Raw genomic sequence first — 20,127 nt, 5'->3', positions numbered from 1 at the left:
TCCTTCACGTGCGGCCGCACAGGCCAATGCGCACGATTCGCGTTCCTTCACGACCGCACGCAAGGCGGTAAAGTGCCTGCGTTTTCAGCGTGCAGGAGTATCCCCATGAAGGGCGACACCAAGGTCATCGAATTCCTCAACAAGGTCCTCTACAACGAGCTGACCGCGATCAACCAGTATTTCCTGCACGCCAAGATGCTGAAGAACTGGGGCATCAAGGAACTCGCCGAGCATGAGTACAAGGAATCGATCGACGAGATGAAGCATGCCGACATGCTCGCCGACCGCATCCTGTTCCTTGAAGGACTGCCGAACTTCCAGGCGCTGGGCAAGCTGCGCATCGGCGAGAACCCGACCGAGATCCTGCAGTGTGACCTCTCGCTCGAGCGTGATGGCGTGGTCACCCTGCGCGAGGCGGTGGCCTATGCCGATTCGGTCGGCGACTATGTGAGCCGCCAGCTGTTCGTGAAGATCCTCGATTCGGAGGAAGAGCATATCGACTGGCTGGAAACGCAGCTGGACCTGATCGAGCGCATCGGCGAACCGAAGTACCTGCTGAGCAAGCTCGAAGAGTGAGTCAGCCCGCCTGGCCGGCGCGATGCTGTGCCAGGTACCCGCCCAGCGCCACCCGTGCCCGGGCGAATTCGGCCACCAGCAGCGCAACCGCAACGGCGGGGCGCTGCAGACTGCCGGCGCGGGCCTCGTGCTCGATCCGCTGTGCGACCGCCGACAGCGACATCGCGCCGACATTCGCGCTGGAGGACTTCAGGCTGTGCGCGACTGCCTGCAGGCGCTGGCCATCGTGGTCCTGCGCCGCCTGCTGCAGCGCCTGCACCATCGCCGGTGCGTCTTCCAGGTACACCGATACGATCTGCGTGGCGGCATCACCGATGACCGCCTGCAGCTCGTCCAGCACGTTCCGGTCCAGAACCGGGTGGGCGACAGGTTCTGGACCGGCCTTCGCTGCCGCCGCCGGAACTGCCGGCGTGGGGAGGGCTTTGGGGCCCCAGCGCAGCAGCAGCGCGTGCAGCGTGTCGCGCGCGATCGGTTTGGACAGGTAATCGTCCATGCCTGCTCGCAGGCAGCGTTCGCGATCACCGGCCATGGCATTGGCGGTCATGGCGATGATCGGCAGGCGCCGGCCTCCGGCTGCGATCTCTTCCTCGCGCCACTGGCGCGTCGCGGCGTAACCGTCCAGCACCGGCATCTGGCAGTCCATCAGCACCACATCCACACCGCCTTCGCGCAGCGCGACCAGTGCCTGCTCGCCATCGGCGGCGTTGCGGACCTCGCACTGGAACACCCGCAGCAGGTGTTCGGCCACCATGCGGTTGACCGTGTTGTCCTCCACCAGCAGCACGCGTAGACCGAGCGCTGGCAGGGCAGCCGGTGCCTGGCCCTCTTCGGCGGCAGCCAGCCAGGCGGACGGGCGCGCGCTGGCGGTGGGCGTGGCAAGCAGGGCGTGCAGGGCGGCATCCTCGAAGGCGACCGGCAGCTGGCGATGGCGCTCCTGCGCGGGCAGCGGCTCGTCCTGCAGCCACAGCACCTGCAGCGTGTCGTCCTCACCGCGCGCAGCCAGCGCCTGCCGCAGACGGGTTCCGCCGCTGCGGCGCGCAGGCGCATCGATCAGCAGCCAGGCCGGCGCAGCGTGCCCGGGGCGGGGCACGGCTCGCAGCCGCTCGGCCAGCGCGTCCATCCCGTCGATGACCTGCACCTGCAGCTCGTGATGGGCGGCAATGCGTTCGATGCGCGCCTGCAGGTGGCTGTCGGCACTGAACAGCAGCAGGGTGGCCGGTGCGCGTGCCATCGCCGGCAGGTCGCCGGGAACTTTCAACAACGGAATCTCGAACCAGAAGCGGGCGCCCTGGCCGGGGGTCGACTGGACGCCGATGTGGCCGTGCATCAGGTCGATGATGCGTTTGCAGATGGCCAGGCCCAGGCCGGTGCCACCATAGATGCGGGTGGTCGACGCATCGGCCTGGCTGAAGGACTGGAACAGGCGTGCCTGCTGGGCCTCGTCGATGCCGATGCCGGTGTCGATCACTTCGAAGCGCAACTGGTGCTGGGCCGGACCTTCGCCCAGCCGTTGCACGCGCAGCTGCACCTGGCCGCGTGCCGTGAACTTGATGGCATTGGCCAGAAGGTTGCTCAGCACCTGCCGCAGGCGCACCGGATCGCCGCGCACGGGAAGGCGGACCGTCGGATCCAGTTGCAGCACCAGTGCCAGTCCCTTGGCGTCGGCAGCGCGCTGCATCAGCTGCACCACGGCGTCGAGCAGCTCGCGCAGATTGAAGCTGGTGATCTCCAGCTCCAGTGCCTGTGCTTCCAACCGCGAGTAATCGAGGATGTCGTCGACGATACGCAGCAGCTGCTGCGAGCTGGCCGATGCGGTGGCCAGCATCTGCCGCTGGTCCTCGCCCAGCGGGCCACGCGCGATCAGCTCCAGCATCGGCAGGATGCCGTTGAGCGGCGTGCGGATCTCGTGGCTCATCGTGGCCAGGAACTCGCCCTTGGCCAGCACCGCCGCCTCGGCCGCCTGCTTGGCCTGCAGCAACTGCTGTTCGAGCTGGCCCTGGCGCTCGGTGGTGCGGCGCAGCTGGTCGCGCTCGCTGGCCAGCGCGGCACGATCCCGCTGCAGTGCGGCCAGCGCCTGGCTGCGCGTGCGCAGGCGCAGCCCCGCCAGCAGCAGCGCGATGGCCGCCACGGCCAGGGCCACCAGCAGCACCGCCCACAGCGGCATGTCAGAGCACCGCGTTGTGGAAGTCGAAGTTCAGGTCGCTGCCGGCGGACTGCACCATGTTGCCCTGGATGTAGTCGACCCCTCCCACCCACATCGCGGCCGCTGCCTGCGGATCTTCGATCTGCTGCCCGATGATCTGCAGACCGGCGCCGTGCGCCCGCTCGATCGCCCTGCGCAGTTCTTCGCGCGTGCCTGGATTGGCGTGGCTGCTGGAGAAGCGCGCAGCCATGCGTACGAACGAAAGCGGCAGCTGGCCCAGCAGCGCGTCGGCATCGTTGCCGGGCTCGAACTGGCTCAGGCAGAAGCGCACGCCGGCCTGCGCCATGCGCTGACAGAACTGCTGCAGCGGCACGGTGTGGATCAGCGCATCGGGCAGGCGCACGTCGATGACCAGCGCGCTGCCTGGCAGGTCACGCTGCTGCAGCGACTCCAGCAGCCAGTCGGCGAAGGCGTCGCGCTGCAGGGTACGCAGCGACTGCGAGACGAACAGATTGAGCGGCTGGGTGGCATGCCGGTACAGATCCAGCAGGCCCAGCGCATGATCGAGCACCTGCTGGTCGAGGTCGGCGATGCGGCCGGCGGCTTCGGCGGCCGGAATCACCTGGCCGGCGGTCAGCACGGTGCCGTCGGCCTGGCGCAGCCGCAGCAGGACCTGGTACTGCGCGCTGCCTCCACCGGCGACGGCGACGATGGGTTGGTAAGCCAGTTCCAGCTGGCCTTCCAGCAGGGCCAGATGCTCCTGTTCGCTGATGGCCTGCCGATGCACGTGGCCGGCCACGCCGGCACTGAGCAGGCGTGCCTGCAGGGTCGTGCGCTCGACGGCTTCCAGCGCACTGGCGGCATCCTCGAAGCCGGGCGACAGCGGTGCATAGCCGACCACGCCACGCAGGTGCACCGATTCGTCATCGCGGATCACGAAGGCCCTCGCGGAGAGCTGCTCGCGCAGGGTGGCGGCCACGCTCTCCAGCCTGTCCTCATCGGCATCACGCGCCAGCAGCAGGAAACTGTTGTCGTTCAGGCGCGCCAGCAGGTGCGGATGGCCGGCTTCGGCCAAGCGCTGTCCGGCCTGCACCATCAGCCGTTCGAACGCAGCGTAGCCATAGCGCTCGCGCAGGCCCAGCGCGCTGGCCACCTCGATGAAGAACAGGCCTCCACGATCATGGTGGGCCAGGGCGGCATTGAGCTGCTGCAGCACATGATGGCGCGTCGGCAGGCCGGTTTCAGGATTGCTGGTGGCCGGCGTGCCGGAGGCGCCGGGCAAGGTTGCCGCCTGCGCGCGGGCACGGCGGATGCGGTTGGCGACCGCCGCGATCAGGTGCCGCGGCCGGATCGGCTTGCTCAGGTAGTCGTCGGCACCGCTGTCGAGCACTTCGAACTGGCGCTCCGGATCGGGATCGCCGCTGAGGAACACGATGGGCAGCAACTGCAGGCCGGGCTGCTGGCGAATCATCGCCGTCAGCCGCATGCCGTCCAGGCCGGGCAGGTGCAGGTCCATCAGGATCAGGTCAGGGCGATGGTCCTTGATCGATTGCTGGACGCCTTCGGCATCGCTGAGCACGATGGCCTGCATGCCGGCGCCGTGCAGCACGCTCTGCGCGAACAGGGCCTGCGCACGGTCGTCCTCGACGATCAGCACGCGGTAGGGTGAATCCGCCGGCGCCGGTGCCGGGTCGTGGTTGCCCGCCTCGGGCTGTGAGGTGACGCCCGGCAGCGGCGGCGGAGCACCGCCGGAGGCAGGCCCACTGTCAGCGACGCTGGACGGAACCGATGGGGAGGCACCCGCGTCCACCACCGCAGTGGCCCAGCGTTGCCAATGATCGGCCGGTGGCGTTTCAGCGCGACCCGGGCGGACGCCTGCGGGGGATTCAATTGCGGCCATGGGGGCTCCTGATGATCGCAGCCATTATGCGACACGCCCGGCGTTCATCCGGTGCGTGGCTGTTGCCGGTCAGTGCCGTTGCCGGCACGGGCAAGCCAACGCACGCCGCGCCACAGAGCGCGCCATGCCAGCCAGACCAGCAATGCGCCGGCCAGGCTGCATGCCAGCACCACGACCAGCGCGATCCACGGGTGTGCCAGGGCCAATGCCAGGCCGCCAACCACCACGGTGTCTTCGGCGATCGAGGCGACCCAGTTGCTGGCCGGCTCCGGCGAGGTGTTGAGCAGGGCACGGGTGCCCGCCTTCAGGCCATGGCTGGCCAGGGCTACGCCGGCGCCGGCAGCGAGCGCACCGGTACCCAGCTGCCCATCCGGCGACAGGGTGGCGGCGGCGAGGAAGGCGCCGGCGGGGACCCGGGCAAGGGTCTGCACCAGGTCCCAGACCGAATCCACGCCGGGAATCTTGTCGGCAAAGAACTCGGTCACGGCCAGCGCCGCTGAGGTACCCAGCACCCACCACGACTCGGTCGCCTGCAGGGCGGGTGGCAGGTCGACCCAGCCGAGCAGGCCGGCCAGGCCGACACCGAAGACGGTGAGGTAGACACGGATGCCGGCCAGCCAGGCCAGCAGGATGCCGATCACGAACAGGTGGGCTTCGGTCATGGCGATGCTCCGACGGCGGAACTGTGCGAGGGGCCACACTATCGACGATGGCGTGCCTGAACGCCACAGACCTCGGTCGCCTCCAGCGCAGGAATCCTGCCGATCCTGTCATACACTAGCCCGTCGTTTGCCACACGGGCCGTGCCGGTGTCGCGCCCGCGATGCCACGGGATCTACCCATGACCAACCGTCCTCCCATGCGCGTGCAGGTCCGCCTGCCCGGCGCGTCACATCCGCCCGCGGACCGCCGTCGCCTGTGGGTGATTGGAGGCATCTGGCTGCTCAGCCTGGTGCTGGCCACGATCGGAGGCTGCTGGATGGGGGCGCCGCGTGGCGAGCAGGGACAACGGTTGCAGGCAGCCGAGAAGCGTGCCGAGAGCCTGCAGGCGCAGCTGACTGAACTGCGCCAGAAGCAGGCCACGCTGGAAGCCTCCGACCGCATCAGCCGCGCCGCCAACAACGAAGTGCAGTCCTCGCTCGCCGAGCGCGACGAAGAGATCGCCGGGTTGCGCGCGGACGTCGCCTTCTATGAGCGCCTGGTCGGTTCGACCAGCCAGCGCAAGGGCCTGAACACCCACTCGATCGAGTTCAGCCCGGAATCGGCCGGCACCTGGCAGTACACCGCCGTGCTGACCCAGAATCTCAACCGCGGGGCCATCAGCCAGGGGCAGATGCGTTTCACCGTGGAAGGCGTGAAGAACGGCAAGCTGGCCACGATCAGCTGGGATGATCTGCACCAGCGCAGCAAGGTGCCGGGACAGGACTATTCGTTCCGGTACTTCCAGCAGCTCACCGGCAGCGTGATGCTGCCGGCTGACTTCACTCCGCAACGCGTGCGGGTGACATTGGGGAGTGGTGCGGGGGGCGCCACCCAGGTATTCGACTGGAAACAGGCCGGCGCGCCGGCCAGCAAAGGGGAGTAGGCAGATGTTCGGAAACAGCAAATCCAACCGTGACGGCCAGCTGGTGGTGGATGCCCTGATCGGCAACCAGGTGGTGATCCGCGGTGATGTGGAGTTCAGTGGTGGCCTGTACGTGGAAGGTCGCATCCATGGCAAGGTGATCGCCGCCGAAGGCGCCAGCACCGCGACCCTGACGCTCGCCGAGCATGGCGTGATCGAAGGGGAGATCCGTGCCCAGGTGGTGGTCATCAGCGGCCGCCTGGAGGGGGATGTCCACGCCACCGAAAAGGTCGAACTGACCCCGAGCGCGCGGGTCAACGGCAATGTCCACTACGAGGTGGTGGAGATGAACGCCGGGGCCCAGCTGAATGGACGCCTGATCCATGCCAGCGCACCGCTGGCGGCCCTGCCTGCACCCGAAAGCGGGGATCCCGCCAGTGGCAAGGGCGACACCGCGGCCCGACGCAAGCTGGCCGAAGCGATGGCTTGAAAGCCACCGCCGGTGCCCCCATGCTGATGCCATGAGCACGCTAGTCTCCCTGCCCGGCGCCCCCACGGCGGCCGCGCCCGATTACCAGTCGCTGGAGCGGCCGCTGAACTTCACCGAAGCAGCGGCCTCCAAGGTCAAGTCGTTGATCCAGGAAGAGGGCAACCCCGATCTGGCGCTGCGTGTGTATATCGAGGGTGGCGGCTGTTCGGGCTTCCAGTACGGTTTCGAGTTCGACGAGAACCGTGCCGAGGACGATCTGGCGGTACAGACCAGCGGGGTGACCCTGCTGGTCGACCCGCTCAGCCTGCAGTACCTGATGGGGGCTGAAGTGGATTACACCGAGAGCCTGACCGGCGCGCAGTTCGTGATCCGCAATCCGAACGCGAAGACCACCTGCGGTTGCGGCAGCAGCTTCAGCATGTGATTGCAGGGCGCGGGGCCTGCGCTCCGCGCCAGGTGTGTCGAGCGGTCTCCACACCTCACAGCAGAATGCGCACAGCGCCGACCTTGCCACCCGCATCGAATGGCGGCAGGCTTGCTGGATGTCCAATATTCTTTCGCCGCTGTCCGGTTTCGCCTTCATTGGCGAACCGCTGGAGCGCGCCGATGCCCTGCGCGAAGATGCCGATGTGCTGGCACGCCTGTGGCCGGATGCGCGGGTTCTCGTGCTTGACCAGGACGGCAGTGCCTTCACCGGTGCTGATGACCAGCCACTGGCGCTGACCGGCGCCGACATCGGGGGCGGCCCCGGTGCCGCGATCTTCCTGGGTCTGCGGGGTGAGCAAGCCTGGTTCTCGGTGGAAGCGTCCGCGGTTGCCGTCACTGCGCCTGGCCGGCTCGACCTGCGCCAGGCGGCACTGCTGTGGCCGGTGGCCGATGCGACCGCTTTCAGCTACGCGCGCGGCATGTCCTACTGGCATTCGCGCACGCGCTTCTGCGGCGTCTGTGGGGGGGCGGTGGCCTTTGCCCGCGGTGGCTTCGTTGGCCGCTGCGGGCAGTGCGCGACCGAACACTATCCCCGGGTGGACCCGGCGGTGATCGTCGCGGTGGAAAACCAGGGCCGGTTGCTGCTGGGGCGGCAGTCCAACTGGGCGCCGCGCCGCTATTCGGTACTGGCGGGTTTCGTCGAACCAGGCGAGACCTTCGAACAGACCGTGGTGCGGGAAGTGCACGAGGAGAGCCGGGTGCGCATCACTGCCTGCCAGTATCTCGGTTCACAGCCCTGGCCGTTCCCGGGCGCGCTGATGGTGGGGTTCCGCGCGCAGGCGCAGGACGATGTGCCGACCGTGGATGGCGAACTGGAGGATGCGCGCTGGTTCAGTGCCGACGAGGTGGGCGCGGCGCTGGCACGTGATGTCGAAGATGATGGCCAGGGCATCCGCCTGTCGCCGCCGATCTCGATTTCGCGGGGGCTGATCGAGCACTGGTATCGCCAACAGCGGGCGTGAAGACCGCATCGGCCTGTCAGAACGGCGGCGACCATTGCCGCCACCTGAACACGGCCCGGGTTACAGTGCGGCAGACCGCTGATGGCGGCGTCGCGACGGGTAAGGTAGCGACGCCGAGCACCTTGTTTCGTAGGGAGACCTGCCATGTTCACCACTCTGGCTGCCGTGCTGGTTGCACTGGCCCTGGGCCATGTCGCCCCGGCCGCTGCCGCCTCGCTGCGCCGCTTTGACAGCTTCCGGCGCTGGCTGGGCTGGCTGGATGCGCACGGCGGCAAGGCCTGGCAGGGCCCCATGGGCGTGGTGCTGGCGCTGCTGCCGCCGCTGGTGTTGATGGCGCTGCTGGCCTGGCTGCTGCGGGGCGTGCTGTTCGGGCTGCCCTCGTTGCTGCTGGGCGTGGCGGTTCTGGCCTGGTGCTGGGGGCCGCGCGACCTGGACCGTGACATCGAAGCGATCATCGATGCCGATGACGCACCGACCCGGCAGGCGGCCGTGCGCCATCTGCAGGCGGCCGGTGGCAGCCTGCGCGAGGATGTACCCTCGCTGGTGGAGGCGACCGTACTCAATGCGCTGCGCCGCTGGTTTGCGGTGCTGTTCTGGTTCCTGCTGCTGGGCCCGGTGGGCGCGCTGGGCTATCGCCTGCTGGCGCTGATGTCCGAAAGCCCGATGCGTGCACGCGTACCGGTGGAACCGCTGGCAGTGGCCCAGCGCCTGCTGGGCTGGATCGAATGGCCGGTGGCACAGTTGATGGCGTTCTCGATGGCACTGGTCGGCAACTTCGACACGGCGTGGAAGGCATGGCGGCAAGCGCATGGCGAGCGCCTGGTCGGAGGCATCGGATTCCTGGGTGCGGTGGCGCGGGCCAGCGTCAATGCCGAGCTGCGCGAGGACGCGCATGATTACACCGAGGCGGGCCTGCTGCCGGTCTGGCAACGTCTGCCTGACCTGCGCGATGCCATGAGTCTGGTGTGGCGGATGCTGCTGCTGTGGCTGGCGGTGCTGGCCGTGCTGGTGATCGCCGGCTGGGTGACGTAGCCGCTGGCCAGGCGCGTGCGGCCTGACCGCAGCACGCTTCGCGACGCGCCTGGACGCGAAGTGGGAATCTAGACCGGCGCCAGTGCGGTGAACGGTGCCCACGGCAGGTTGCGCAGCAGTGCGTAACCGGGCAGCAGCCACAGCCAGAACATGGGATTGGCCAGAATCCGCATCAGCGGATCAAGCACACGCGGGCGGATGCCGGCGATGTTCAGCAGCATCAGCAGCAGCAGGGGCAGGCTGATGACCAGCAGCGGGTTCATCGCCATCGCGCCGGCCAGATCGAAATGGACCAGCGAGTAAAGGCAGCGCGTGCTGCCGCAGCCGGGGCAATACAGGCCGGTGAGTGCGTAAAGCGGGCAGCCCGGCAGGGGATTGCCGGCCACGTAGGGATTGACGTTGCGCAGCACCACGGCCGCGCCTGCGGCCAGGCCGGTGGAGGCCAGCAAGGGTGCCCAGCGGGCGAGCCGGGAAGGAAGAGCGGACACGATCAGGCGAAGACGGATCCGGCGCGGACGCCGCCGGATCCGTCCGCAGGCCTCAGTAGCTGCCGTTGCTCATCGCGCCGATGCCACCGAGCACGACGAAGAACAGCACGTACAGCACGACCATGATGACCCAGGCGATGGCCGACCAGATGGCCCACTTCTTGGCCTTGGCGGACGAGTCCTGGGCACCGGCGATATCGCCAGCGGCCAGCTTGCCGTTGACCTGTGCCGCATAGACGATCGACACGATGCCGACCGGCAGGCAGCAGAGCAGGGTGCTCAGGATCGCCCAGACCAGGTTGTTCGGGACCTGCGGAGTAGCGGTGTTCATGATTCAAGCTCCTTGATGGGTGGTGGTGGATCAATGGTCGGAAAGAGCGCCCAGTGCGGCCAGGCCGCCGAAGAGCCCGAACCACAACAGCAACAGGACCGGCAGGGCCGCGGCCGAAGCCGCCGCCCACCAGCCCGCCTTGCGTGACGCGCTATAGGCTCCCGCCAGATCGCCGGCCGCGCGGCGGCCGTCGACCTGGGCGGCATACACGATCGACACCACGCCCAACGGCAGGCAGCAGAACAGCGTCGTCAGGATCGCCCACACCAGATGGTTGGGGATGTAGACCGGACGGCCGAGTGGTGGCGGTTGATTCAACGTGAGACTCCATTCCTTGGTGGCCGACCGTAGTGAACGGGCCGGACCTCCCCCCTGTGGGTGCGTAATCTACCGCAACCTGCGTCGCATGTATGCGTTTTCAGCCCGGCAATGACGGGCACGGCGCTTGACGCTGGCGTATGTGGGGGATGGCCCGGCTATGCGCGAACGGAGGGATTCCGTCAGGCGTGATCGCCGCGAAGGGCGCGGACCTGGGCTTCCAGTGCCGGCGCGTCGGTGCTGCGACCATCGATGGCAGGCGCCGCCACCACCTCGACGGTGGCCCGGAAGCGGCGCGGAACCCGCATGCGGCCAAGCCGGCTGTCGCGCCGGCTCCACATGCTCGACCACATCCCGCGCAGGGCCATCGGCACCACCGGCACCGGCCGGCGTTCGAGGATCTTCTCGACGCCGGACTTGAACGGCGCCATCTGCCCATCGCGGGTGAGTGCTCCCTCCGGGAAGATGCAGACCAGCTCACCCTCGGCCAGCGCCGCATCGATCTCCTCGAACGCGCGCTGCATCAAGGCCTCGTCCTCGCGAGCCCCGGCAATCGGGATGGCCTTGGCGGTGCGGAAGATCCAGCGCATCACCGGGATGTTGAAGATCCTGTAGTACATGACGAAGCGTACGGGGCGCGGAATCGTCGCCGACAGGATCAGTGCATCCATGTAGCTGACATGATTGCAGACGATCAGTGCTGCGCCTTCATCCGGCACATTGGCTTCGATGCCATGCGGGCGCAGCCGGTACAGGGTGCGCACCATCACCCAGCTCAGGAAGCGCATCAGAAATTCGGGGACGATGGTGAAGATGTAGATCGCCACCACGGCATTGGCGATCGCCAGCGCCAGGAACAGCTGCGGGATGCTCCAGTGCAGCAGTTCGCGCGCGGCCAGCGACAGCAGTGCGGCGGACACGATGAAACCGGAGTTCTGGATGTTCAACGCGGCGAACACGCGTGACATCTGCGCCTTCGGCGTGCGGCTCTGGATCAGGGCGAACAGCGGAACGACGAAGATGCCGGTGAACAGGCCGATTCCGACAAGGTCGATGACGATGCGCACACTGCCGGGCTGCTGCAGGAACTGGGTGATGCTCAGCCCCTGCACGGTGGCCTCGCCGCTGCGGGCGAAGTAGAGATCGAGCAGGAACGCGGTCATGCCGAACGCGCCCAGCGGCACCAGGCCGATCTCCACCGTGCGCGCCGACAGCCTCTCGCACAGCAGCGAGCCAACGCCGGTGCCGATGGAAAACAGCGCCAGTGCCAGCAGGTACAGCTTGGGTTCGCCGCCCAGGTTGGCCAGCGCATAATTCGGCAGCTGCGAGGTCAGCACGGTGCCGACGAACCAGAACCAGGACACGCCCAGGATCGCGTTGCGCACCGCCTTCTGCTGGCGTGCCATGCGCAGCACCACCAGCGACTCCGGCAATGGGTTCCAGTTGATCTTCAGGCCCGGGTCGCCGGCATCGACCTTGGGAATCATCCGCGCCGCGATGTTGCCGCAGACCGCCAGGGCGATGACCAGCGATGCCGCGAACACGGGCCCGTGGCTGCCGGCCAGCAGGAACACGGCGCCGCCGATGATCATCCCTGACAGGATCGAGATCGATGTGCCCATCTCCACCAGCCCGTTGCCACCGGTCAGCTCCTCGGGTTTGAGTACCGAGGGCAGCACCGAGTACTTCACCGGGCCGAACAGGGTCGACTGCATGCCGGTGCAGAACAGCGCCACCAGCAGGAACGGCAGGTTCTCGGTGAGGAAGCCGATCGCTGCCAACGACATGATCACGATCTCCATCGTGGTGGTGATCACGATGAGCCGCGACTTCTCCAGTTTGTCGGCGATCTGCCCGGCCAATGCCGAGAACAGGAAATAGGGAAGGATGAAGATCGCCGGCGCCAGCGTGGTGTACAGCGAACGCTGCTCTTCGGACACGCCCAGGTAGAACAGCAGGCCGATGATGGCCTGCCGGTATACGTTGTCGTTGAAAGCGCCCAGCGCCTGCACGATGAAGAACGGCAGGAAGCGGCGCTGGCGCAGCAGGGCGAACTGGTTGTGACCGGACATGGAATCTCCTTGACCGGCGCAGCCTAGCATTCCTGCCCGCCGGCCGGGCCCGGATCCAGTGCTGCCGGGCGGCGGTCAGGTCAGGCTGCGTACGGCCTCGTTGGCGGCGGCACGCAGCTTCGGCAGCAGGCGCAGCACCAGCGCCATCTGGGTGCGGATCAACTGCAGCTTCGGTGGCATCACGTCCTCGATCTGCTCCAGCTCCGCAGCGACTGCGCGGTCGGCATCATTGTCATCCTCCGCAACCGCCTGCCGTGCGGCCAGCGCGCCGGCCAGCTGCTGCAGCGCCTTGCGCACCCGGTCGCCGGCGGCCAGTGCCAGCGGGTCGCCGGCGTAGCTGTCGACCTGGTCGCGGTGGGCACCCAGTGCCGACAGATGACCGAGCAGGGTGTTGGACAACGCCAGGAAGTGGAAGCCGGCATCCAGGTTGCGGCGTACATGGCCGGGCTCGCGCAGCATGTTCGACAGTGCAGTGGACAGCGCCGCGTCGGCATTGTGCATGTCGCGGCGGGCGATGCGGTAGGCCAGGTCATCGTGCATGCCACTGCGGTACTGGCCCAGCACCGCATCCAGGTAACGCGCGGCGGTATCCAGTACCCGTGACAGGACCCGATGCAGCTGACGTCCCTGCCAGTCCGGCAGGATCAGGAAGGCGGCCGCCGCAGCGATCGCACAGCCCAGGATCGTGTCCACCATGCGCGGCACGATCAGTACGAAGCCATCGCCGATCAGGTTGAAGCAGGTCAGCGCCATCACCGTGATCGCGGCCGAGGCCACCAGGTAGCGATCGGTGCGGGTGAAGAAGAACAGCAGCGCCGACAGCAAGGCGATCAGCAGCTGCACGTGCAGCTGTGGGAACAGCTGCAGCAGCGCCCAGGTCAATACCAGGCCGGCCAGGGTGCCGACGATGCGCTGTGCCAGGCGCTGGCGCGTGGCGCCGAAGTTCGGCCGGCACACGAAGACGATGGTCAACAGCACCCATGAACCGTTCTGGGCATTGAACAGGCGGATCGCCAGGAAGCCGGCGATCAGCGCCAGCGCCATGCGCAGGCCATGGCGGAACAGCACCGAGCCGGGCGTGAGCTGCTGGCGCAGCCGTACCCCCATCTCGCGCAGGGTGTGCGGGTTGCTGTCGCGCAGGCGCGTGTCGACATTGTCCAGGCTGGCCTCGGAGCGTTCGGCGTCGAGCAGCCGGCGCTCGATGCTGCGCAGGTTGTGCACCAGCAGATCCAGCGAACCGAGCAGGCGCTGCCATTGCGGACGCTGCTGGTCGCGCAGGTAGGCCAGCGCGTCGGCGAGGTCGCGTCCGGCCTGCTGGTTGCTCTCGCCATACACGAACGGGCGGCGCAGGCGGATGGCTTCGCCCAGACGCGCGCAGGCCTGCCCCTGCAGATCGAGCAGGCGCTGGCAGCGGTACAGCACGTCGCTGTGGAAGAACGCATCCACCAGTGCGCCATAGGGATAGTGCGAGGAGCTGGCGCGCTCGTGGAAATCCTGCGCCATGTAGTACAGGCGCAGGTACAGGCCGGAGTTGACCCCGGGCCGGCCGGAACGGCCGAAGCGCGCAAGGATCGCCGTCTTTGCTTCGTTCAGGGCTCCCACCACACGCCGGTTCTGTTCGGCCAGGTCCAGCTGGCGGCGCTGCAGGTCGGCCTCACGCACCGGCTCGAACAAGGCGGCTTTCAGCTGCAGGTAGCGGCCCAGTTCCTGGTAAAGACGGGCCACGCGTTCGCGCACCGGGCGGTTGGCGAACAGCGCGGTCCAGACGATGGACAGCAGGCCATACCAGACCGCACCGGCCAGCAGGTGGCTGACCGCATGCAAGGCACGTGGCAGATCTCCGGCGCCGCCATGCTGTTCCAGCCCGATCATGGTGTAGATGGCCAGGGTGACCGTGGCCTGGGCGATGGAGGCGTAGCGTTCGCCCAGAGCACCCAGCAGGGTCAGGCCGAAGGTGGACAACGCCAGTGCGCCGATGAACAGCCACGGCCACGGGAACAGCGCGATTACCGAGGCGGCGGCGATGCAGAAGCACAGCAGCGACAGCAGCACCGCCTTGGTGCGGCCCCACCAGTTGTCGTCGGTTTCGGCGATCGCGCTGGCGATGATGCCAAGGAACGCCCCGGGCAGCGCGGGGAGCGCGTCCAGCTGCCAGCACACGGCCATCGCAGCCGACAGGGCGATGAACACGCGCAGGCCATAGCTGGCTTTCTCGTGTGCCCACAGGCGGCTGAGGCGGGAATGGGACGCGGACATGCAGGCTCGGGCGGCGGATTGCCTCCATTATGGCGGTGTGCGCGTGGGTGCGGTGTTCAATGTGCGGACCCACGGTCCGCACCCGCACAAGCCGGGTTACATCTCCCAGCGCACGCTCACCGCGAAGGTGCGCGGCAGGCCGACGCCCGCGTTCGACCAGTACCTGCGATTGGCCAGGTTCTCCACGCTGGCGCGCAGGGTGACCGGGTGCCCCGACGCCATCAGGCGGTAGCCCACACCGGCATTGACCAGGGTGTAGTCGGGCAGCTTCAGGGTATTGTCGGCGTCGTACCAGACATCGCCGTAGTAGCGCACGGCAGCATAGGTTTCCAGTCCATCGACCCACGGCAGCTGGTAGCTGGCATGCAGCACACCGCTCCAGCGCGCGGCGCCGACGGTGCGGTTGCCTTCCTGCGCGGCATTGTCGGGCGACAGCCTGTCGTAGGTCGGGTCCAGCCAGGTCACGCCGCCACCCACGGTCAGCGCATCGGTCAGGTGCAGGTCGGCGCTGGCTTCCACGCCTTCGTACAGGGTGATGCCATCCTGCACCAGGCGCAGGCCGGCGTCGGTGGGCTGGTCGATGTTGGCACCGCGTTCCAGGCGGAATGCGGCCACGTTCGCATTCCAGCGCGAGGCTTCCACCTTGGCGCCGACCTCGTACTGCTTGCTGATGGTCGGACCCAGCACATCACCGGCGTTGATGTAGGGGTTGCCCACGCGGCTGCCGGCTTCCAGCGATTCAATGTAGCTGGCGTACAGGGTCACGGCCTCGCTGGGCTTGAACATCACCGCATAGGTCGGGGTGACCGGGTAGGTGTGGTAACGGCCCTTGGTCTCGAAGTCGTTGTAGCGCCAGCCGGCCAGCACCGACCAGCCCCCGCCGAAGTCCACGGTATCGCTGGCGAATACGGCCTGCTGCACGGTTTCATCGCCGCGGGTCATCACCCGCGAACCCACCGCGTCGTGGCGGATGGCCGAACGCTGGTACAGGTTGGCGCGACCAATGGTGTTCCACTCGTAGGGGCGGTCCCAGCCCAGCCCGGTCTGGTGGCTGACGCCGGCCACCAGCTGGTGCTGCAGCGGGCCGGTGCGGAAGCCGCCCTGCACCAGCGCCTGCGCCAGTTTCCATTGGCTCTTGCCGCCGAGCTCATACACATTCACGTTGTAGTCGCCGTTCGGATCGTCGATGTAGGCGAAGATCTTGTTGACGTCGTTCCAGGAGGTGGTGACGCCGTAGCTCAGGCTGGCCTTCCAGCCGCTGTTGATCTGCCAGGTGAACGCCGTGGACAGCAGGCTGGAACGGGTATCGTAGTAGGTGCCCGGCACGCTGTTGTCGACGTCGCCGGCAATCGGCCGCGGCAGCGAGGTCATGCCGATGAAGTAGTACTGCGGCGACTCTTCGCTCAGGTCGCGGGACTGGAACACGCCGTCGAAGGTCCAGGTGAGCGCATCGCTCAGGCGCGCGTCCAGCGACAGCGCGCCGACCTTGCGGTCGACATGGCCGCTGTTGAAGGTTTCGCCCTTCTCCTGATACGCGTTGAAGCGATAGCCGAACATATCTTCGTTGCCGAAGCGGCCGCCAGCATCGACACCACCACTGATGATGGCCTGTTCGCGCCAGCCCAGCTGCGCCGAGAAGGCAGGGGTATCGGTCGGCTTCTTGGTGATGTAGTTGACGATGCCGCCGGGCGCGCCGAAGCCGTACAGGAAGCCGCCGGGGCCCTTCAGCAGGTCCACCTGTTCCATCACTTCCAGCGGCCATTCGGTGCCCCACGAGGACACCTGCAGACCGTTCACGCGGTAGCTGTCGTAGTTCAGATCGATGCCGCGGTTGCGGATGGGCGAGCTCCAGCCGCTGGCGTAGGCGCTTACCTGGGTGGTGACCGATGGATCGAACAGGAAGGCTTCGCCCAGCGATACGACCTGGCGCTGCTCGAGCTGTTCGCGGCCGACCGCAGTAATGGCGAACGGGGTATCGCGCAGGGCACGGTCACCCAGCGCGCCGGCCTCGGTGTGGGTGCGTTCGCCGACCACCTTGATGGCGTCCAGGTTGGTGGCACTGCGGGCATCAGCCGGGGCTTGCGCATGGGCTGCGCAGGCGGTGGACAGGGCGGCGGCCAGCAGGGCCAGGCGCGGGGTGCGGAACGAAGGCATCGATCGGATTCCTCGGCGGACGGCCACAGGCCATCCACCCATGGTTGGGGGAAGAGGCAGTGGCTGGGATCACGCAGGCTGTCCGTGAACTGGGAGCGGGGCGCCGCAGGGGCGCAGGACCATGGCTGGTTGCGAATTGTTCTCTTTTCGTTACAGCGCGTCAAACCGTGAGCGTCGCCCGGGTGGTAGCGGCGCGCCGGGCGTGGCCCGGCGCTACCGAGGCTAGGCGCGCTGCGCGCGCTTGAGCAGTTTCGCCTCGCGCCTGCGCGCGCGCCGCGCCCGCCAACGCTCGGCCAGGCAGGAGAAGATCACGTACAGGGCCGGCGTGCTGAGCAGGGTCAGACTCTGCGAGAACAGCAGGCCACCGATCATCGCGATGCCCAGCGGCCGGCGCAGCTCCGACCCTTCGCCCAGGCCGATCGCCAGCGGAACCGCAGCCAGGATGGCCACCATCGTGGTCATCATGATCGGCCGGAAGCGGACGATGCTGGCCTCGCGTGCGGCGTCGCGCGGGGTCAGCCCGTGCTCGCGCTGCGCCACCAGCGCGAAGTCGATCATCATGATCGCGTTCTTCTTGACGATGCCGATCAGCAGCACCAGCGCGATCATCGAGATGACCGACAGCTCGGTGTTGGTACCGAACAGGGCCAGCAGCGCGCCTACGCCTGCCGCCGGCAGCGTGGACAGGATCGTCACCGGATGGATCAGGCTTTCGTACAGCATGCCCAGCACCAGGTACACGGTCAGGATCGCCGCCAATACCAGGATCAGCATGTCGCTGGGATCGGAATTGAAGCCAAAGCCCGCATCGTCGGCCAGGCGGATGTCGCCCGGCATGCGCATGCCGGCCACGGTCGCATCGATGATCGCCTTTGCCTCGCCCATGCTGACGCCGGGGGCGAGGTTGTAGCTCAGGTCCATCGTCGTGTACTGGTTCTCATGCGTGATCTGCGAAGGCGCCAGCCCCGGTACCTGGGTGGCCACCGCAGTGATCGGCACCATCTCGCCATTGCCTGCGCGCACATGGACCTCGTCCAGTGCGGTGGGGGTCGCCGTCTGCGAAGGCAGGGCATTGACCACGACGCTGTACTGGTTGATGTCCGAGTAGATCGTCGAGATCTGGCGCTGGCCGAATGCACCGTACAGCGCACCGTCGATGGCACCGACCGAGACGCCCAGTCGCGCGGCCTTGGCGCGGTCGATCACGATGTTCTGGCGCAGGCCGGCGTTGTCCACGTCGGTGCCGACATCGCGCAGCTTGGGGTTCTTCTTCAGTTCCGCCTGCAGCTTCGGCAACCACTCCTGCAGCGCCGCCAGATCGTTGCCCTGCAGCGAGATGCGGTACTGCGCGCCCTGGCTGGAGCCGCCGCCGTCGTTGCTGGGCAGATCCTGGATGGCGCGCAGCCGCAGCTGCAGGTCGGGATAGCGGTCGGCCTTGGCGCTCAGTCGCGCCAGTGCATGCGCGGTGGTCTCGCGGCGGCCTTCCTTGCGTGACTTCAGTTCGACATTGAACTGCGCGCTGGAACCCTGGCGGCCACTGCCCAGGCGCACGCCGACGGTCTTCACCGCCGGGTCGGCCATCAGCATGTCGGTGATGCGGCGCTGGCGGTTGACCATGTCCTCGAAGGACACGGTCGCGCTGGAGTTGGCGCGGCCCCAGATGAGCCCGGTGTCCTGTGGCGGGAAGGCGCCCTTCTTCACCGCGCCGAACAGGAAGACGGTCACGCCGATCAGGATCAGCGGCGTGAGCGAGAGCAGCAACGCGTGGCGCAGGGAGAAATCGAGGAACACCGTGTAGATGCGCAGCATGCGTTCGTGGCCGGCGTCCAGCCAGCGGCCCAGGCGCGAGGGTGCCGCGCGATGGTCGTGCGCACTGAGGAACCGGCTGCACAGCGCCGGCGTCAGCGTCAGCGAGACGATCATCGACACCACGATCGCCGCCACCAGGGTGACGGTGAACTCACGGAAGAACGCGCCCATCATGCCGCTGGCGAACAGCAGCGGGATGAACACCGCAACCAGCGAGGCGGTAATCGAGACGATCGTGAAGCCGATCTCGCGTGCGCCGGTGAACGCTGCCTGCAGGCGCGGCATGCCTTCGTCGAGGTGGCGCATGATGTTCTCGATCACCACGATCGCATCGTCCACCACGAAGCCGATCGCGATCACCAGCGCCAGCAGGCTCAGGTTGTTCAGGGTGAAGCCCAGCGCATACATCACCAGTGCGGCGCCGGCCAGCGACAGCGGCACCGTCACGGCCGCGATCAGGGTCGGGGCGAGCCGGCGCAGGAACAGCGCCATGGTCAGCACCACCATCGCCAGGCTGATCAGCAGGGTGATCTGCACTTCGTGCAGCGACGAGCGGATCGTCGGCGTGCGGTCGAAGTATGGCGTCATCGTGGTTCCCGGCTGCAGGTAGTCACGCAGCGTCGGGATCTGCGCCTTCACCCGGTCGACGGTCTCCACGATGTTGGCGCCGGCGCGGGTGAACACATACATGACCACCGCGGGCTTGTGGTCGAACCATGCCGCCTGGTAGGCGTCCTGCTGGCCGTCGTAGACGTTGGCGACGTCCTTCAGGCGGATCACCCGGCCGTCGCCTTCGGTCTTCACCACCAGGTTGGCGAAGTCCGCAGCGCGGGCCACCGAATCGTTGGTAATGATCGCGGTGGTGGAGTTGCCATCGCTGAGGAAGCCGGTCGGCGAGGTCACATTGGCCGCGCGCACCGCGTTGCGCAGGTCGTCGGCGGTCAGGCCCAGCGCGTTCATCAGCCGCAGGTTGACGTCCACGCGCACTGCCGGCGTCGACGCGCCGGCGATGTCCACCGAGGCCACGCCGCTGATCTGGCGGATGCGCTGGGCCAGCAGCGAGTCGGCCACGTTGTACAGCTCATCGGCCGACTGCGTCTGCGAGGTCAGTGCGATGGCGATCACCGGGTCGTCGTTCGGATTCGCCTTCTGGTACATCGGAGAGCCCATGCCCGAGGGCAGATCGGCCTGAGCGGAATTGATCGCGGTCTGCACGTCCAGCGCCGCCGAATCGATGTCACGGTCGCTCTGGAAGATCATGAACACCAGCGAGCTGCCTTCCGAGCTCGACGAGCGCATGCGGTCGATGCCCGGCAGCTGGCCCAGATGACGCTCCAGTGGTGCGGTGACCGTGGAGGCCATCGTCGCCGCGTCGGCACCGGCCTGGCTGGCGTGCACGAAGATCACCGGAATCTGGATGTTCGGCAGTGCCGATACACCCAGCCTCAGGTAGCAGATCAGACCCACCATGAACAGGCCGATGGCCAGCAGGGCGGTACCGATCGGGCGGCGGATGAAGGGGCCGGACAGGTTCATCGCGCGGCCC

The 20,127-nt window shown here is 67.5% G+C and carries 16 protein-coding genes; 6 read left to right on the top strand and 10 right to left on the bottom strand.

Features of this window, described 5'->3' with window-relative positions:
• Positions 1–105 precede the first annotated feature (105 nt).
• On the top strand, positions 106–576 hold the full coding sequence (gene bfr / locus ACVOME_RS00790; protein ID WP_005414691.1) for a bacterioferritin: 471 nt from the start codon (positions 106–108) through the stop codon (positions 574–576).
• A gap of 1 nt (position 577) precedes the next feature.
• Here the strand turns inward: bfr and ACVOME_RS00785 are convergent, their stop codons facing one another.
• From ACVOME_RS00785 to ACVOME_RS00775, 3 genes are read right to left on the bottom strand one after another with little or no spacing between them, the layout of a single operon-like run.
• Entirely contained in the window at positions 578–2,740 is a 2,163-nt protein-coding gene (locus ACVOME_RS00785; RefSeq protein WP_065181535.1) for an ATP-binding protein, read from the bottom strand.
• A gap of 1 nt (position 2,741) precedes the next feature.
• Positions 2,742–4,619 carry an EAL domain-containing protein gene (locus tag ACVOME_RS00780; RefSeq protein WP_065174381.1) on the bottom strand — a complete coding sequence of 626 codons (1,878 nt, stop codon included), beginning with the start codon at positions 4,617–4,619 and terminating at the stop codon, positions 2,742–2,744.
• 44 nt (positions 4,620–4,663) lie between these two features.
• Positions 4,664–5,281, bottom strand: coding sequence for a DUF4126 domain-containing protein (locus ACVOME_RS00775; protein WP_053515592.1), 618 nt, complete (start codon positions 5,279–5,281; stop codon positions 4,664–4,666).
• A 179-nt stretch (positions 5,282–5,460) separates the two neighbouring features.
• On the opposite strand from ACVOME_RS00775, the gene ACVOME_RS00770 reads away from it, so the two are divergent.
• From ACVOME_RS00770 to ampE, 5 genes are all read left to right on the top strand, one after another.
• Positions 5,461–6,204, top strand: coding sequence for a DUF6776 family protein (locus ACVOME_RS00770; RefSeq protein ID WP_053515594.1), 744 nt, complete (start codon positions 5,461–5,463; stop codon positions 6,202–6,204).
• A 4-nt stretch (positions 6,205–6,208) separates the two neighbouring features.
• On the top strand, positions 6,209–6,673 hold the full coding sequence (locus tag ACVOME_RS00765; RefSeq protein ID WP_053515596.1) for a bactofilin family protein: 465 nt from the start codon (positions 6,209–6,211) through the stop codon (positions 6,671–6,673).
• A gap of 31 nt (positions 6,674–6,704) precedes the next feature.
• The gene (gene erpA / locus ACVOME_RS00760) at positions 6,705–7,097 is read left to right on the top strand and encodes an iron-sulfur cluster insertion protein ErpA (RefSeq protein ID WP_053515598.1); all 393 of its coding nucleotides are present in this window, start codon (positions 6,705–6,707) and stop codon (positions 7,095–7,097) included.
• Between the two features lie 118 nt (positions 7,098–7,215).
• Positions 7,216–8,121, top strand: a complete 906-nt coding sequence (nudC, locus tag ACVOME_RS00755) for an NAD(+) diphosphatase (RefSeq protein ID WP_164151968.1) — start codon at positions 7,216–7,218, stop codon at positions 8,119–8,121.
• A gap of 144 nt (positions 8,122–8,265) precedes the next feature.
• Positions 8,266–9,153 carry a regulatory signaling modulator protein AmpE gene (ampE, locus tag ACVOME_RS00750; RefSeq protein ID WP_053515600.1) on the top strand — a complete coding sequence of 296 codons (888 nt, stop codon included), beginning with the start codon at positions 8,266–8,268 and terminating at the stop codon, positions 9,151–9,153.
• A 68-nt stretch (positions 9,154–9,221) separates the two neighbouring features.
• Here the strand turns inward: ampE and ACVOME_RS00745 are convergent, their stop codons facing one another.
• The 7 genes from ACVOME_RS00745 to ACVOME_RS00715 all read right to left on the bottom strand — a co-directional run bounded on the left by ACVOME_RS00745 (position 9,222) and on the right by ACVOME_RS00715 (position 20,117).
• Positions 9,222–9,641: a DUF2752 domain-containing protein gene (locus ACVOME_RS00745; RefSeq protein ID WP_053515602.1), complete on the bottom strand. Its 420-nt coding sequence runs from the start codon at positions 9,639–9,641 to the stop codon at positions 9,222–9,224.
• A gap of 52 nt (positions 9,642–9,693) precedes the next feature.
• Positions 9,694–9,972: a CD225/dispanin family protein gene (locus tag ACVOME_RS00740; protein ID WP_065174386.1), complete on the bottom strand. Its 279-nt coding sequence runs from the start codon at positions 9,970–9,972 to the stop codon at positions 9,694–9,696.
• A gap of 30 nt (positions 9,973–10,002) precedes the next feature.
• A complete protein-coding gene (locus tag ACVOME_RS00735) occupies positions 10,003–10,290 on the bottom strand; it encodes a CD225/dispanin family protein (RefSeq protein WP_053515606.1) in 288 nt (95 codons plus the stop codon).
• 182 nt (positions 10,291–10,472) lie between these two features.
• A complete protein-coding gene (locus ACVOME_RS00730; protein WP_164151972.1) occupies positions 10,473–12,362 on the bottom strand; it encodes an MFS transporter in 1,890 nt (629 codons plus the stop codon).
• 75 nt (positions 12,363–12,437) lie between these two features.
• Positions 12,438–14,618, bottom strand: a complete 2,181-nt coding sequence (yccS, locus tag ACVOME_RS00725; RefSeq protein WP_065174388.1) for a YccS family putative transporter — start codon at positions 14,616–14,618, stop codon at positions 12,438–12,440.
• Between the two features lie 96 nt (positions 14,619–14,714).
• A complete protein-coding gene (locus ACVOME_RS00720; RefSeq protein WP_164151976.1) occupies positions 14,715–16,772 on the bottom strand; it encodes a TonB-dependent siderophore receptor in 2,058 nt (685 codons plus the stop codon).
• 222 nt (positions 16,773–16,994) lie between these two features.
• Positions 16,995–20,117, bottom strand: a complete 3,123-nt coding sequence (locus ACVOME_RS00715) for an efflux RND transporter permease subunit (protein WP_053515614.1) — start codon at positions 20,115–20,117, stop codon at positions 16,995–16,997.
• Positions 20,118–20,127: the final 10 nt, after the last annotated feature.

The organism is Stenotrophomonas sp. STEN008, from assembly GCF_056760435.1.
The sequence above is the reverse complement of the archived record's forward strand: the minus strand, read 5'-3'. Positions and strand labels throughout refer to the sequence as shown.